Raw genomic sequence first — 15,931 nt, 5'->3', positions numbered from 1 at the left:
CGCGCCGGTTCCGGCTGGGTGGTCAGGTGGTGGCCGGAGTCGGTGGCCCGGTCGCGGTCGCCCACAGCGACTCCCAGTTCGCCGTCCATGGCCAGTGGGTTGGCAGGTGCATCACGAGGCGTCGTCCGGTGGTGGCGATCCGGGCCGGGACGTTGATGATCCGGGTCCGCAGGGTGGCCCACCGTGCACGGTGCTGATTGGTGGCCACGGCGCTGGCTCGGGCGATGTTGAACGCGATGGCCGCGTGGGCGACCCAGGCGGCGTTGGCCGCGTACTTCCCGCTGGGCAGGTGCGCGAGTGGTCCTTCCTTGAGCTCGGCGATGACCTGCTCGATGATCGCGTGGTCACGGTGGCGCTCGTCGGCCTCGACCAAGCTCAGGGTGCTGTTGGTGATGAACGCGTGATGCCGGTAGCTGGCGAACAGCTCCTTCTGCTCACTGCCGTCAGATGCCAGGGGCTGCAGTCGCTTCACGCGGCGCACGATGAGCCGGCAGGCGACCCGCTCGCTCTTGCGGCGACCGGTGAACGCGGTGAACGCGATCTCGGCGACCTCGGCGTCGGAGACCCAGCGCTGTTCGTCCTCATCGAAGACGGCGTTGGGGTACTTGATCGGGATCCAGGCGTCCTCGGCGATGGTGGTGATCGCCTTGACCACGCTGGCAGTCATGCGGGCAGTAACCGAGTACCAGGCCTGGTGACGGATCGCGGTGCCGACGAACGCCCACCCGTAGTAGGCCGAGTCCGCCCGGCACATGATCTGGCCCCGAACACCTGCCGCCCGGGCGGTGGTAAGGGCCTGGGCCAGCAGACGTCCAGCACCGGTGGCCGAGGCGGTGTTCCCACGTCGGAGTCGCGCGCGGGCGATCACCGGTGCCGCCAGCGGGGTGCTGATCGTGGCCAGCTGGAGGTTCAGGCCACGGACCCCGGAGTAGCCGAACGCGGCGCCCTGTTTGGCGTGGCCGTGGACCTCACCGATGGTGTCGTCGACATCGATGGTCGCGAACCCCTGGCAGTCCGCGCCGGCGAGCAGATCGGGGACCCGCGCGGCAAGCCCGGCCAACAGTCCCGCGTTAACCTTGTCGAGCTGCTGCACGTGTCCGTGGGTGAACGAGCGCAGGAACGTGCCCAGCGTCGAGGGTGCCCGCACCCCGCCGAACAACCGCCCCATCCCGCCGTGGCGCAGCAGGTCCATGTCATCGATCGAGTCGGCACCGGCGAGCATCCCGCCGACCACACACGCCACCTTCGCCGTGGCGTGAGGCGAACCCACCGTCAACGTGTCGAGCAGGTCGTACAGGCCTGCAGATTCGGCCAGTCCCAGCGCCGGGACCAGGCCCGCGGCCGACACCAGATTCGGATCATCGAAGACAGGCCGGATGGTGTGAGAGGCTTTCACTTACGAGGTGCTCCTCTTGAGTGGCTGGGTGTGGACGTCGCAATCGACATCCTCCCTGCTCAAGAGGGCATTCTCGTTCTACGCCACGCCCACACCGCCATACCCCACGGTGGATCAGGGTTCAGGCCACCTGAGGTGATTCCCTGTACTCCGCCTCAATCTCATTAGGGGTCCGATACCCCAACGACGAGTGAAGACGTTTCTGATTATACCTGAGCTCGATCCACCGCACAATATCCCGGACCGCCTCATCCTTGGTCCGATAGATTACCCGGTGCACCCTCTCGTTCTTCAACGTCGCATTGAACGACTCCGCCCACGCATTATCCCAGCACAGTCCCGTCCTCCCCACGGACAGTCTGATATCATAGGACTCGAGCAGCTCGGTGAATTCCTTCGACATGTACTGCGACCCATGATCCGAATGGAAAATGGTCGCCCCTCTCACATACTCACAATTCCTGACGGCCATGTCGATGGCCCTGCAGATCAATCCGGTCCTCATGTGATCATCGACCGCGTAACCCACGGCCCTCTTCGTGCAGCAGTCCAGTACCGTCGCCAGATAGCAGAATCCTTCCAGGGTGCGAATATAGGTGATGTCACCGACCCATTTGTATCCCGGCTGCGCCGCGGTGAAGTCTCGTTCCACCAGGTCTGGGCGCCCGTCGGCGTCGTCGGCCGGGATCGTGGTGCGGACCCTCAGGCGGGGCTGTGCGGCCACCAGCCCCTCGGCCCGCATGATGGAGCGGACCGTGTCCGGGTGCACCGCCTCACCGGCCCGGGCGAGCTCGGCGGCGATCCGCCGGTAGCCGTAGGTACCGTCCGAGTCAGCAAAATAGAAACGAATCTTGGAAGCGAGGTCACGGCGTCGACGTGCGGTCGCAGAAATGGGCCTGGCTCGCCAGTCATAATATCCCGAGGGAGACACGGTGAGGCATCGGAACATGAGCCGAACGGGGTAGTTGCCTTCTTGCGAGAAGATGTACGTGTAGCGGACAGCTACTGTGATTCCTTCGCGAAGAAGGCTGCCGCTTTTTTTAGGAACTCGTTCTCCATCCGGGCCTCACGGAGATCCTTCCTCAACCGTGCGAGTTCGGCCGACTCGGCACTGGTGAGGTTCTCGGTTTCCGGGTCCGGATTCTTCTTGCGATACTCCTTGACCCATACGCCGACAGTCTGAGCGACAAGATTGTATGATTCTGCTACGGCTTTGATGGTGCGATGCTTGTCCACGACTTCAAGAACGACCTGGTTCTTGAACTCCGGACTGTACTTCGATCCTGACATGATGTGATCCTACCCGATTCTCGAAACTATGACTTTCCTCAGAAGTCCGGGAAGCTTCACTCAGTCCACTCGACCTCACCTGCCTCGACGAGGTTGCCCACGCCATCGCCGCGCGGCGCCCTGTCACGGTGCTAGGCGTGGGGGCGTCTGGACTGGTGGCCGAGGACCTCTGTCAGAAGCTGCAGCGCATCGGACAACAGTGCCAGTTCACCTCGGACACACACCTCCAGCTGGTGCAGGCGGCTATGCGGACCCCGCAGGACGTTGTCATCGGCATCTCTTTCTCCGGACGGACCGTGGAGACTCACAAGGCCCTCGCGTTGGCCGCCAACGCCGGGGCTCTGAGCGTTGCCATCACCGGAAATCCCGATTCCCCCATCGGCCAGGTGGTCAGTCACGTCCTGACCACCACCGCGCGGGAAGATGAGCTGCGCATCGGTGCGCTCGCCTCCCGCATGGCCCAGCTCGCTGTCGTCGACGTACTGTTCGCACGAATTGCCCAGCTTCGCTTTGATGACCTCGATGCCGCGCTAGCTGTACTTCCCCGTGACGTTGTGAACGCGGGCTGAGGGAGTCTGGCCGCCGATCCCGGTGTGGGGTCTGTGGTGATTGTAGTGATGGAGCCAGGTCTTGAACGCCTGCTTGGAGCGTCCTTCGACCATGTCCAGCAGCCGTGCCGGGCCGGTGCCATCTCGCACTGGGGTGAGGTCGATGATCACGGTGACGTACCTGTCGCCGCGACGGGTGTGGCGCCACACGTGCTCATCCACGCCGATCGTGGTCACCTTTTCGAACCGGTGCGGGTCGTTGATCAGCACCCGCTTGCCCTCGGCCAGAACGGCGTCGTTGGCGGTGTCCCAGGCCACCCCGAGCCCCTCGGCGACCCGAGCCACGCTCAGGTGGCGCACCACGATCCCTTCCAGCGCCCACCGCAGAGCGCGCCGAGACAACTTGGCCCGGGGCTCGGCCGCGGCGGTGGTGTCCTGGCGCCACACATACCCGCAGCCGCTGCAGCGGTAACGGCGCACGACGACCTCCAGCGTCGTGGGCCGCCAGCCCAGTGGTTCGTGGGCAAGCCGTCGGACCACGGTGTCACGTGGTCTCCCTTCGCAGCCGCAGCGCCGGCACCACTGGTCGGGCTCGACCACCTGGCAGGCCAATACGGCACGATCCGGCTCGAGTCGCTGCCCGGTGACAACGAGGCCGAGTTCGTCGAGGCGGCAGAAGGCAGTCAGGTCGGGGCTGGCGAACGCATCAGCGCGCCCGCCGACGGTAGCGTCGTGCACGTCGAGGTCTTTCGGGCTGAGTGTGTAGGAGCTCTCATCCTCGGGAGACCTCGACCTCTATCCGGCCACCGACGCGCCGGCCCGCCGCGCGACGTGCGCTACACCCTCATCTGGGAAGAGCCGGATTCACCGGGTTCAAGACCGCCGCCGCCGAAGAACTGCCCGACGCGGCCCCGGTCATGGATCCGTTCCACGTGATCCGGCTCGCCGGTGACGCGCTGGAGAACTGCCGACGCCGGGTACAGCACGACGTCTTCGGCCGGCGGGGCATGAAGGGCGATCCGCTCTACCAGGCCAGACGGACCCTGCTCACCGGTGCCGGTCTGCTCACCGACAAGCAGCAGGCGCGGCTAGATGCCCTGTTCGCCGACGACAGGCACGTCGAGGTCGAAGCGACGTGGGGCATCTACCAAGACATGATCACCGCGTACCGGGACAAGGACCGCGGCCTGGGCAGATTCTTCCTCGCGCACACGATCGACAAGATCAGCGCCAGCGTCCCGGAGCAGCTCGTCGAGATCCGCAAACTCGCCCGCACCCTCACACAGCGCGCTTCGGACGTGCTCGGCTACTTCGACCGCCCCGGCACCAGCAACGGCCCCACCGAAGCGATCAACGGCCGACTCGAACACCTACGCGGCACAGCCCTCGGCTTCCGCAACCTCAGCCACTACATCGCTCGGTCGCTGCTCGAAGCCGGCGGATTCAGACCCGCGCTACACCCTCGTTCGTGAAGAGCCCCTTTAATCCCAAGACGCTCCATGACAGCTGCGACTTGTGAACTCTGAACCGCTCCTCGCTTGGTGAATTTAAGAAATGATTCAGTTATTCCACGTTTTCTTTATCAGAAGAATACTCATATAGCATTTCTAGCACTTCTAAGCACGTATAATCATATGATTTCTCAAGCGAATCAGAGATTCGCTTCTCTGCAAGCGGTAGAATTCCGTCAGTCAGAGCAGCCCGCACTCCGCCGACGACGGCACTGTCGGCAGCAGTTGGCGGAATCGTGCCTGCCGCAAGTTGTCCGAGAAGTTCCCATGACTCATCTTGTCCCCATTCCGTAGCGAAGTCCATTCCATCGAGTATTTCAGATACCAGTCCGATTGAACCATTCTTTAGAACTTGATTAGGAACGTACCGAGTTTCGATCTGGTAGCGTCGTACATCAGCCTCTTTCCTGGATCCGGTCTGCATACGACGAACCATTTCATGGATATTCATCCTACCGCCCAGTCTCATCCGATTGAAAACGTGTAAATGGATCAGGGAATGCACCTCGGCCGTAAGCAGGCTCACAACATGTTGCACATACTGGTATCTCTCTAGATGGTGCATTACCGCCATTTGGCCTATATGCTCGCGAAAACCAGATCTCACTAGCGTTGCCGCCGAGGTTGCGTACTGCGCATGCTTCTGCGCACTCCTGAAGTGCCTTTGAGCTCTGCCCGACAGCCACTTCGCTAGTCCGTATGTAATAGGCACCCACGACTGTCGCTGGCCGTTCTTTCCTCGCGACTGTTGTCAACCGCTGAAGTTCTGCATCTCGCGCGGCGTTGACTCTCTGGAGCGGAGTACTCGCGTTGAAGGTTTGTGGTGAGCGGTGCGAGTGTTCGGCACAATGCCACCGCGACGGCTATTGGTGATGCTGCGAATTCTCTCCCTGTTTTCGCGAGGTCGCGCGGTGTGGACGGAAGGCACGATGTGATTGGTCATGGAAATGACATTGGAGAACCAATAGTGAATGGGATGGCCACTCATCCTGAGCAGATCGCTGAAGCTGTTAGAGAAAACCTGGGCTATGATGGAGGGGCAATAACGCTTGTGATGTGTCACGGTGGGAGAAGTACTGCGCAGGTATTAGCTCAATCGCTTGGAGTTGACATGTGCGCGAGCACTCGTAGAGTTCAACTGGGTTTGACGGCTCTTCAGGATCCAGGGTGTAGTTGTGGCTTGACTGTGTGTGGATCGGTTGTCACTTCGCTGTGAGGACGGGGTGCGTGGGGGAGGGCCCTGCGGAAGGATCGGAGTGTTCAAGTCCCGTTCCTGCACCACAAGGCCCTCATGTCTCACGTTACCTTCACCGCCCCTGACCTGACCACGTTCTGCTGTCTCGATGAGCTGGGCCTGGAGGTGGTCGGCCAGCACATCACCGCCGAGCGGGCCGTGGTGGCCTGCCGGGTGGTCGAGGCTGACGACTGGTGCCGGCGGTGCGGATGCCAGGGCGCTCCGCGTGACACGGTGATCCGGCGCCTGGCCCACACCCCGTGGGGCCATCGGCCCACGATCCTGCAGGTCCGCGTCCGGCGTTACCGGTGCACCGGGTGTGGTCATGTGTGGCGCCAGGACACCAGTGCTGCGGCCGAGCCGAGGGCTACACTGTCCCGCGGCGGGCTGGCCTGGGGGCTGGAAGCTCTGGTGCTGGATCATCTGCCGGTCTCGCGGATCGCAGCATCTTTGGGAGTGGACTGGACCACCGCCAATGATGCGGTCCTGGCCGAAGGCCGGCGTCTGTTGATCGATGATCGGCACCGTTTCGACGGTGTGGAGATCATCGGGGTCGACGAGCACGTGTGGCGCCACACCAAACGCGGTGACCGGTATGTCACCGTGATCATCGACCTCACCCCGGCACGAGACGGCAGCGGGCCGGCCCGGCTGCTCGACATGATTCCCGGACGCTCCAAGAAAGTGTTCAAGGCGTGGCTGGCCGGCCGTGACCAGGCCTGGCGCGACCAGATCCATAGTGTGGCGATGGACGGGTTCACCGGCTTCAAGACCGCCGCGGCCGAAGAGGTGCCCGACGCGACAGAGGTGATGGACCCCTTCCACGTGGTCCAGTTGGCCGGCGACGCCCTGGATCGGACTCGTACCCGCGTCCAGCAGGACACCTGCGGTCACAGGGGCCGGAAAGGAGACCCGCTGTTCGGGGTCCGCCTGACTCTGCACACGGGCCGTGACCTGCTGACCGACCGCCAGGCCACCCGTCTGGAGACTGTGTTCACCGATGACGCTCACGCGCCGGTCCAGGTCACCTGGGCGGTCTACCAGCAGGTCGTGACCGCCTACCGCGCCCAGAACACAAGCGAGGGCCGGCAGGTCATGGAACGCCTCATCAACGCGATCGCCACCAGGGTTCCCAAGGCCCTACCCGAGGTCATCACACTGGGCCACACCCTGGCCACACGTGCTACCGACATCCTGGCCTACTTCGACCACCCCGGCTCCTCCAACGGGCCCACCGAGGCCATCAACGGCAGACTCGAACACCTCCGCGGCACAGCCCTGGGCTTCCGCAACGAGGTCCACTACCGACTCCGAAGCCTCCTGGAGACCGGAGGGTTCAGACCCCGACTACACCCTGGATCCTGAAGAGCCGGTTTGACAACCGAAAGCTTAATTCAGGACGTAAGATGAATAGTAAAGACTATAGGATTCTACCGCTTGGTGTTCTTTCTCCTAGACCCGGCGAAGAGTGGACCGGTGATGGACTCCTATCAAGTATCGGGAAGATTCCAGACCATCTGAGGGAACCTATTGCTCGATATCTAGAGGGTTGTTCGGTGTTTCTAGCCTGGATGGAGCAGACGACAGAGATATTAGGGGGAAAGTTCGAAGTCCCAGGAGGTAGTGCGATCTACTCTGACCTGACTTGATGCAGTTTTTCGGGGTTCGGTCGGGTGTGTTGGTCTGGCTACGGGTTTCGTGTTCGATCGTGGCTGTTTTGGGGCACTAAGACGGTCCTGGGGACCCGTATTGTGGGGGTCATGACCTATGTCCGGACGGTCCGCACGGGTTCGGGTGCGGTGGCGGTCCAGATCGCTGAGAAGCGACGGGGCAGGCGCATCATCGTGGAGCATGTGGGCTCGGCTCACAGTGACGAGGAACTGGCGGTACTCAGGACCACTGCCCGGGCCAGGATCGAGCAGTTGAGCGGCCAGGAGCCCTTGGACCTGGGCGTGGAGATCCCGGTTGCGGTCGAGGAGTCGTTCACCGAGCCCGTGGTCCAGGACAGGTTGACCGGTGAGGACTCTGGACGCCATGAGAGTTCAGCGCTTGCCAGGCCTGCGCAGGTCGTCTCGACGGCCTCGGACCTGTTGTGGTCTGTGCTGGACAGGGCCTATCGCCGCCTGGGACTCGACGCGGTTGCCGATCAGGTGTTCGAGCAGGTCGTTGTGGCCCGGATCGTCGAACCCACCTCGAAACTGGCTGTCGGGCGGGTCCTGACCGGTGTGGGTCAGGACCCGCCGCATCACACCACGATCTACCGGCACCTGGCTCGTGCCCAGGACCGCGACTACCGTGCCGTGATCACCGATGCCTGCCACCGGTACTCGGCCGGTGGCGGGGAGGTGACTCTGGTGCTCTATGACGTGACCACCCTGTACTTCGAGGCTGAGAACGAGGACAGTCTGCGCAAGGTCGGCTATTCGAAGGAACGCCGGGTTGATCCCCAGATCGTGGTCGGGCTCCTCGTGGACCGCTGGGGCTTTCCCCTCCAGATTGGCTGTTTTCCCGGCAACAAGGCCGAGACCACGACCCTGATCCCGATTGTTGAGGCCTACCGGTCGGCCCACGAGATCGCCGACATGGTGGTGGTCGCAGACGCCGGCATGCTGTCGGCCTCCAATCTGGAGGCCCTGGACGGTGCAGGTCTGCGGTTCATCGTGGGATCCCGGTCGGTAAAGGCCCCCAGCGACCTGGCCGGCCATTTCCACTGGAACGGCACGGCCTTCGATGACGGGCAGATCATCGACACGATCACACCCCGCACAGCGAGGAGGAAGACCTGCCACCCTCGCAGCAGACGGGCCGAGCCGGTCTGGGATCCAGCCGGGTCCACCGATAGCTGGCGGGCGGTCTGGCAGTACTCCCGCAAACGGGCCGTGCGGGACTCGGCCACATTGACGGCTCAGGAGAACCGCGCCAAAGCCGTGGTCGACGGTGACAGACCGGCCCGCAAGCCACGGTTCGTCAGCGCATCGGCGAACGGCTTGTCCTTGGATCACAAGGCGATCGACCGGGCCCGCCAACTGGTCGGGTTGAAGGGATACGTGACCAATATTCCAGTATCGGTGATGACTCCGGTCCAGGTGATCGGGGCCTACCACGACCTCTGGCACGTCGAGGACTCCTTCCGCATGGCCAAGTCCGACCTGCGGGCCCGGCCCATCTTCCACCGGCTCTCTGACTCCATCGAGGCCCACCTGACCACGGCATTCGCCGCCCTGGCCGTCTCGCGTTACCTACGACAGGTCACCGGCCTGTCGGTCAAACGGATCGTCCATACCCTCGCCCCACTACGCTCAGCGACCCTGGAGATCAACGGCTCGCTTCACACCATCAAGCCCCAGACCACACCCGAGGCCCGCGCCATCATCAACGCGATCGAGTCCGATGCGGGGCACTAAGCCAATGCAACAAGTCAGGTCTGATGGAGAGTTTTATTGGCGGGGAGATTCTGCCGAATATGTCCGTCATTATGGTGTATGGATTCCTCCTGAAGCGGAAAACTCAATGAGATTGCACAACCGGGAACCCTTCAAGTGGGACGAGAAGGACCCCGTCTACCTGGAGATTTATTCCACTCTAGAATCATACTGGGGAGTTTCAGAAGTCACATCTTACTGGAGTCCCGCCTGACGAATGGCTTACTATTCAGGTGGTGGCATGCACCCTCAGACCCCGCCCTACAGGCCACACACAGCTACACCCTCAATCCTGAGGAGCCCCTAAAGCACTGTCCACAAAAGCGGGAACACTCCACGTCTCAATGCCGACGACGCCGTGGCTGTGGCAGCGCCCACAGCCACGGCATGAGTCTCGCGGCCTCCATCCAACCCCTCCGCGCGACTCTTCGGGCGCTGATCGATCCGGGAACGCACGGCGCATGAGTCGAGTCCGCGGCCACGCAATGACCGACACCATCGCTGGGGAATAACCTTCTCAAGGGCCGGGGACCGAACGCGGATCAGTCAGCCCACGACATCGACGAAGGAGAGACGCCGGTACAAGCTCACCGCCCGCTCATTGGCAGTGTTGACCCACAAACGCACCGTTGAGTACCCGGACTCACACAGCGTGCGGCATGACCGGCCGATCAGCCCAGAGGCTATGCCCTGACCACCGCGATCAGGGGCGACAAACACGAACACGATGAACGGGGTGCCGTCGTCCTCCAGAGCAGTGACAATCGCGCCCACCGATCGACCGCTGTCATCTCGGGCGAGGAATGACGCCTGCGGCAACCATCGCCCAAATCCTCCCCCCATCGTCGATCGCAGGATGGCGACGGTATCGGCCAAGGACTCGCCCTCGTCGTCGGGGGTTCCCTTATAGGCAGCCAGCATGAGCGGCGCCACACTGTCCGGTGAGGGCAACGGAATGAACCCTGCGACGCAGCCGCGGGCAACGCTTTCATCCAGACCCTCTGTCGGACGATGAAGGTGCAGATGCGCCGACGCCTCGTCCACGGGGATCACCGTGCGCGGCTCACGACGGCCTGATGGTCCAGCCACAGCAGCCACACCGTGGCCAGCAGGCAGACCGCCCCGATCCAGTAGGGACCGCCCACCCCCCACATCGCCGAGAGGGTGCCCGTCATCGCCGGGGCGATCGCGCCACCGATGAAGCGGGCACCGGAGTAGCTGGAGGAGACGACGTCACTCGGCAGGTCACTGGCAGACATCGCGAGCTCGGTCATCAGGGTGTTGAGGATGCCGATCATTCCGCCGCCGATGATGACGCCGACCACCTGCACCGCCAGGTTGAGACTGACGGCCAGCGCGACCTCCACCACGGTCAGCCCGATGAGCATCACCACCAGGGTGTGCCTGGTCCCGTACCGCTGGGACAGCCGACCCGCCCCCCACACCGACCCGAGGGCCAGCAGCAGCCCCCAGCCGAAGAACACCAGGCCCAGATCCAGCGGGGTGAAGGTCCGTCCGGCCTTCGCGGAAGCGGCCTCCAGCGGGAAGGGGGCGTAGGCGAGCAGCGTGAAGTAGCCGTAGTTGTAGACCACCGCTGCGATCATCAGCACCCGCAGGCGAGGATCGCCCAAGGCCCTGAAGGGAGCCGATACCGGGCTGGGGGGCCGGGTGGAGGCCGCGGGGCGAGGAACCAGGAGGGCGATCAGCAGCAGTCCGACGCCCATCAGCACGGCGGTGCCGGCGAACGGCCCACGCCAGGAGATGCCGCCGAGCAGCCCTCCCACCAGGGGCCCCAGAGCCATGCCGGCCCCGAGCGCCCCCTCGTAGAGCCTGATCGCGCTGTGCGGGTCGGCCGCCGCCCCCAGCACGGTGGCCAGGGCGGTGGAGACGAAGAGCGCATTGCCCACTCCCCAGCCGCCGCGGAAGCCGATCACCTGGTTCACACCGGATGCCAGCGCGCAGGCCGTGGAGAAGGCCACCACGATCCCCAGGCCGAGCAGCAGGGTGGTCTTGCGGCCGATCCTCGAGGACACCCAGGAGGCGAAGAACATCACGATCGCGGAAACAAAGAGGTAGGTGGTGAACAGCAGCTCGGTCTGCCCCGGGGAGGCGTTGAGGGAGCGCGAGATCGACGGGAGGATCGGATCGACCAGACCGATGCCCATGTAGGAGAAGGCGCACGCGACGGTGACGGCCCAGACCGCGGGGTTCACCTTGCTCATCGGGAACTCCCTCTGTCGCCGAACAGGCCGGCCCTCGCCCATCGCGGTTCGGACTGCCGGCCACTGGGGGCGATGCTCAGATCTGTACACATACCGACCCGCCACGTTACGCCGTCCGGCACGGCATTGTTCCGGCACACACGCGCAACGACTACAATCGCTCGGGATGCCCACCGGCGTCCGCCCCAAATCTCCCTCGACTGACCGGAGTTCCTGCATGCCCGTTCGCAAAGACCTGCGCAATATCGCCATCGTGGCCCACGTCGACCACGGGAAAACCACCCTCGTGGACGCGATGCTGTGGCAGTCGGGAGCCTTCCGGGAGGGCGCCGACGTCGCGAAGCGCGTGATGGACTCGATGGACCTGGAGCGCGAGAAGGGGATCACCATTCTCGCCAAGAACACCGCCGTCAAGCACACCATGAGCGACGGCGAGGAGATCACCCTCAACATCATCGACACCCCCGGCCACGCCGACTTCGGCGGCGAGGTCGAGCGCGGTCTCGAGATGGTCGACGGCGTCCTGCTGCTCGTCGACGCCTCCGAGGGCCCGCTCCCCCAGACCCGTTTCGTGCTGCGCAAGGCACTGGCCAAGAAGCTCCCGCTGGTGCTGGTGATCAACAAGGTCGACCGGCCCGACGCCCGCATCGACGAGGTGGTCGAGGAGACCTACGACCTCTTCATGGACCTCTCCGAGGACGACGACGCCTCCCTGCTGGACGTCCCCGTGGTCTACGCCTCCGCCAAGGCCGGCCGCGCCTCCCTGGACAAGCCCGCCGACGGCCAGCTGCCGGACTCCCCCGACCTCCAGCCCCTCTTCGACACCATCCTCAAGAGCATTCCGGCGCCCGAGTACACCGAGGGCGCCACCCTCCAGGCCCACGTCACCAACCTGGACGCCTCCCCCTACCTCGGCCGTCTGGCCCTGTGCCGCATCGTCGAGGGCGAGCTCCACAAGGGCGAGCCGGTCGCGCTGTGCCGCAGGGACGGCTCGATCGAGAACGTCAAGCTCACCGAGGTGCTCATCACCAAGGCCCTCGAGCGGGTCCCCACCCAGACCGCCGGACCCGGCGACATCGTCGCCGTGGCCGGAATCCCCGACATCACCATCGGCGAGACGATCACCGACCCCGAGCACCCGAAGCCGCTGCCGCTGATCCACGTCGACGAGCCGTCGATGTCGATGACCATCGGCATCAACACCTCCCCACTGTCGGGTCACTCCGGCACCAAGCTCACCGCCCGCCTGGTGAAGGCCCGACTGGACCAGGAGCTGATCGGCAATGTGTCGATCAACGTCCTGGAGGCCGGCCGCCCCGACATGTGGGAGGTCCAGGGACGCGGCGAGCTGCAGCTGGCGGTCCTGGTCGAGATGATGCGCCGCGAGGGATTCGAGCTCACCATCGGCAAGCCGCAGGTCGTCACCCGGGAGATCGACGGAAAGCTCAACGAGCCCTTCGAGCGGGTCACGGTGGACGCCCCCGAGGAGTTCATGGGCACCGTCACCCAGATGATGGGGCTGCGCAAGGGGCAGATGATGCACATGGTCAACCACGGTTCCGGCTGGGTCCGGATGGAGTTCGTGGTGCCGGCCCGCGGTCTCATCGGCTTCCGCACCGAGTTCCTCACCCAGACCCGCGGTCAGGGAATCATGAACCAGGTCTTCGAGAACTACCAGCCCTGGGTCGGCGAGCTGCGCACCCGCCAGTCCGGATCGATGGTCGCCGACCGTCAGGGAGTCGTGACCTCCTTCGCGTTGTTCAACCTGCAGGAGCGCGGCACGATGTTCGTCTCCCCCGGCGACGAGGTCTACGAGGGCATGGTGGTCGGCGAGAACTCCCGGCCCGACGACATGGATGTCAACCCCACCAAGGAGAAGCACCTCACCAACGTGCGATCCTCCACCGGTGACGAGCTGGAGAGGCTCATCCCCGCCACCAAGATGTCGATGGAGCAGCAGCTGGAGTTCTGCCGTTCCGACGAGTGCCTCGAGGTGACCCCGGAGGTCGTGCGGATCCGCAAGACCTCGCTGAACGCCCACGACCGCGCCAAGGCCAGGCTCCGCGCCAAGCACGCCTGATCCCGACCGGGCCGGCCCGGTCGGCCCGGTAGATTCGGCGACACCCGCTCGCCAATGGCGGTGCGGCAAGCCCGAACGGATAGTGTGAACGCGCTGGCCCGACGGGTCAGCGCGTTCACCCAGGGGGCCGCAGATCGCTGCGACAGCCCTGCCAGCCCGGGGGAGGCCGTCGGATGGGAGCAGAGTCGATGCGAGCCAGTGCAGTCCGCGTGGGGAGTCGGGGGGCCGTCGTGGCCCTGATGGTCGCACTGACCGGGACCGTCGGGGGATGCGCCTCCTCGACCACCGGGACGCCGGGACCGGACACCTCCTCCACCGCGACCTCCGCGCCGGCCTCGACTCCTGCCAGCACCTCGAGCTCCACCTCGGTGCAGCCCTCCCTGCCGAGCCCCTCGACCCCCTCGTCGCCGAGCCGGACACCCACCACCGGGACCCCGACCCCCACCACGAGCCCGACCACTCCCAGCCCGGCTCCCTTCGACCCCTACACCGCCTATGTCACGGTCTCCTCGCTGAACCTGCGCGCCGCCGCCAGCAGCGACGCCGCGGTGAGCAGCGCCCTGTCGCGCGGGGACCGGGTCCAGGTGACCGGCAGGGATGTCAACGGTTTCACCCCAATCCGCCATGACGGGGACGCCTACTGGGTCACCAGCGGCTACCTCTCCCGGAACCGGCCCGAACCCCTTCCGGCCAGCGTCAAGGCTCCGGTACGCACCATGTACACCACCACCGTCCTCAACGTCCGGGTGCACCCCCTGGCAGGCAGCCAGCTGCTCGGCACCCTGGAGTCGGGCGCCAGAATCACCACCGCCGGTGCGGTGGCCGGATCCTGGACCTCGATCACCTATCAGGGCGGGACGGGGTGGGTGCGCTCCCAGTACCTCACCACCAACCGTCCGGCGCCCACCAGCCCGACCACCGGGGTCGCCCTCGACAAGCGCTGCACCACCGGCCTGGTGGTCTGCATCTCCAAGTCGGACCGCCAGCTGCGGCTGGTCCAGGACGGCAAGATCCTCATCAGCCTAGATGCCCGGTTCGGCTCCGAGGAGGGCCCCACCCGGGAGGGCACCTTCACCATCGGGTGGCGCAGCAAGGACTGGGTCTCGACCATCTACGGCTCGAAGATGCCCTATGCGATGTTCTTCAGCGGCGGACAGGCCATCCACTACTCCTCCGACTTCGCCGCCCGCGGCTACGCAGGCAACTCCCACGGCTGCGTGAACATCCGCTCGATGGGCGGCATCCAGTACGTGTGGAACCACGCCCCGGTGGGCACCACGGTGGTGGTGTACCGATAGCACCAGATCGCCCGCAGCGTCCCGGGAATTGCCATTTCTGGGCCTTCGTGAGGTACCTTTCAGCTGCCGGTTGCAGGCCGGCGACAACCGGGCCATGGAGGGTCCGAGATCTGAGAGGTGTGCCATGGGCACCAGAGTTCCTCGATGGTTGGCGGTCGCCGTCACCACCGCAGCCGTGGCCTTCAGCGGAGCAGGGTTCGCCAGCGCGGCCCCGTCTGATCCGCCGTCGGCCCCACCGTCGGAGTCGGCCACACCGACCCCAGCACAGGCGGGATCGAGCACCCCGTCACCGTCGACCCCCAGCCACAGTGCCGCACCGTTCAGGGCCAGTCTGGTCTATGCCACCGGGACCGTCACCGTGCGCAGCACCCCCTCCACCGCAGGGTCGAACCTCGGTACCCTTCAGCGCGGTCAGCACGTCGGCACCCGTGACGCCGGGAACGGCACCGCCCGCCGGGGCGACTGGACCGCCGTCAACTACCAGGGCCGCCAGGCCTGGATCTCCACCCAGTACCTCTCCGCCACGAAACCAGCTCCGGCTCCCAGACCGACCCCGACGCCGGCCAGGCCCAAGTTCTCCGCTCAGCTCATCTACGCGACAACGACGGTGAGCGTCCGAGTCAGCCCCAGCACCTCGTCCAAGTCCCGCGGCACCCTGCAGCGCGGTCAGCACGTCGGCACCCGCGACGCCGGGAGCGGCACCGCCCGTCAGGGCAGCTGGACCGCCGTCAACTACAAGGGCCGCCAGGCCTGGATCGCATCCCGATACCTCACCACCACCCGGCCCGCCCCGGCCCCCAAGCCACGGCCCAAGCCGCGTCCGGCGTTCACCAAGTACATCGTCTACGCCACCGCCACGGTGCCGGTCCGGGTCAGCCCCAGCCTGGCAGCCCGATCCATCGCCAGCCTGCGTCGCGGCGACCACGTCTC

11 protein-coding genes and 4 pseudogenes are annotated in these 15,931 nt (G+C 65.0%); 7 read left to right on the top strand and 8 right to left on the bottom strand.

The genetic code is table 11. The features are described from left to right. Positions 1–22: 22 nt before the first annotated feature. The 3 genes from FEZ32_RS07140 to FEZ32_RS07130 all read right to left on the bottom strand — a co-directional run bounded on the left by FEZ32_RS07140 (position 23) and on the right by FEZ32_RS07130 (position 2,686). On the bottom strand, positions 23–1,396 hold the full coding sequence (locus tag FEZ32_RS07140) for an IS1380 family transposase (protein WP_097827575.1): 1,374 nt from the start codon (positions 1,394–1,396) through the stop codon (positions 23–25). 121 nt (positions 1,397–1,517) lie between these two features. Next, positions 1,518–2,381 (bottom strand): IS3 family transposase, encoded by an 864-nt coding sequence (locus FEZ32_RS07135; protein WP_244937971.1) that lies wholly within the window; start codon positions 2,379–2,381, stop codon positions 1,518–1,520. A 17-nt stretch (positions 2,382–2,398) separates the two neighbouring features. Then, positions 2,399–2,686 carry a transposase gene (locus tag FEZ32_RS07130; RefSeq protein ID WP_138679867.1) on the bottom strand — a complete coding sequence of 96 codons (288 nt, stop codon included), beginning with the start codon at positions 2,684–2,686 and terminating at the stop codon, positions 2,399–2,401. A 155-nt stretch (positions 2,687–2,841) separates the two neighbouring features. On the opposite strand from FEZ32_RS07130, the gene FEZ32_RS07125 reads away from it, so the two are divergent. Further along, a complete protein-coding gene (locus FEZ32_RS07125; protein ID WP_172599489.1) occupies positions 2,842–3,255 on the top strand; it encodes a MurR/RpiR family transcriptional regulator in 414 nt (137 codons plus the stop codon). Here the strand turns inward: FEZ32_RS07125 and FEZ32_RS13540 are convergent. Together FEZ32_RS13540 and FEZ32_RS07120 are read right to left on the bottom strand one after the other, a co-directional pair. Then, positions 3,217–3,321, bottom strand: a pseudogene (locus FEZ32_RS13540) (integrase core domain-containing protein); the annotation flags it as partial. The gene FEZ32_RS07125 and the pseudogene FEZ32_RS13540 overlap by 39 nt on opposite strands. Beyond that, positions 3,307–3,972, bottom strand: a pseudogene (locus FEZ32_RS07120) (transposase); the annotation flags it as partial. The pseudogenes FEZ32_RS07120 and FEZ32_RS13540, both read right to left, overlap by 15 nt. Before the next feature lie 122 nt (positions 3,973–4,094). Here FEZ32_RS07120 and FEZ32_RS07115 point away from each other — a divergent pair. After that, positions 4,095–4,706: pseudogene (locus tag FEZ32_RS07115) on the top strand (ISL3-like element ISPfr1 family transposase); the annotation flags it as partial. Between the two features lie 91 nt (positions 4,707–4,797). Here the strand turns inward: FEZ32_RS07115 and FEZ32_RS07110 are convergent. Next, the gene (locus FEZ32_RS07110; RefSeq protein WP_138680306.1) at positions 4,798–5,196 is read right to left on the bottom strand and encodes a hypothetical protein; all 399 of its coding nucleotides are present in this window, start codon (positions 5,194–5,196) and stop codon (positions 4,798–4,800) included. A gap of 840 nt (positions 5,197–6,036) precedes the next feature. Here FEZ32_RS07110 and FEZ32_RS07105 point away from each other — a divergent pair. Then, positions 6,037–7,344: an ISL3 family transposase gene (locus FEZ32_RS07105; RefSeq protein WP_138680305.1), complete on the top strand. Its 1,308-nt coding sequence runs from the start codon at positions 6,037–6,039 to the stop codon at positions 7,342–7,344. A gap of 395 nt (positions 7,345–7,739) precedes the next feature. Beyond that, a complete protein-coding gene (locus tag FEZ32_RS07100; protein WP_138680304.1) occupies positions 7,740–9,383 on the top strand; it encodes an IS1634 family transposase in 1,644 nt (547 codons plus the stop codon). Positions 9,384–9,947: 564 nt separating this feature from the next. Here FEZ32_RS07100 and FEZ32_RS07095 read toward each other — a convergent pair. Both FEZ32_RS07095 and FEZ32_RS07090 read right to left on the bottom strand, forming a co-directional pair. After that, positions 9,948–10,445 carry a GNAT family N-acetyltransferase gene (locus FEZ32_RS07095; protein WP_126412763.1) on the bottom strand — a complete coding sequence of 166 codons (498 nt, stop codon included), beginning with the start codon at positions 10,443–10,445 and terminating at the stop codon, positions 9,948–9,950. Between the two features lie 5 nt (positions 10,446–10,450). Next, a complete protein-coding gene (locus tag FEZ32_RS07090) occupies positions 10,451–11,623 on the bottom strand; it encodes an MFS transporter (RefSeq protein WP_138680303.1) in 1,173 nt (390 codons plus the stop codon). A 217-nt stretch (positions 11,624–11,840) separates the two neighbouring features. On the opposite strand from FEZ32_RS07090, the gene typA reads away from it, so the two are divergent. The 3 genes and pseudogenes from typA to FEZ32_RS14210 all read left to right on the top strand — a co-directional run. Beyond that, positions 11,841–13,703, top strand: a complete 1,863-nt coding sequence (gene typA / locus FEZ32_RS07085) for a translational GTPase TypA (protein WP_028702111.1) — start codon at positions 11,841–11,843, stop codon at positions 13,701–13,703. 188 nt (positions 13,704–13,891) lie between these two features. Then, positions 13,892–15,001: an SH3 domain-containing protein gene (locus FEZ32_RS07080; RefSeq protein WP_126412762.1), complete on the top strand. Its 1,110-nt coding sequence runs from the start codon at positions 13,892–13,894 to the stop codon at positions 14,999–15,001. A 94-nt stretch (positions 15,002–15,095) separates the two neighbouring features. Further along, positions 15,096–15,461 (top strand): annotated as a pseudogene (locus FEZ32_RS14210) (hypothetical protein); the annotation flags it as partial. Positions 15,462–15,931: the final 470 nt, after the last annotated feature.

Origin of the sequence: Acidipropionibacterium jensenii, assembly GCF_005890135.1 — a bacterium.
GTDB lineage: Bacteria > Actinomycetota > Actinomycetes > Propionibacteriales > Propionibacteriaceae > Acidipropionibacterium > Acidipropionibacterium jensenii.
This window is presented reverse-complemented; position numbering and strand designations above follow the sequence as displayed.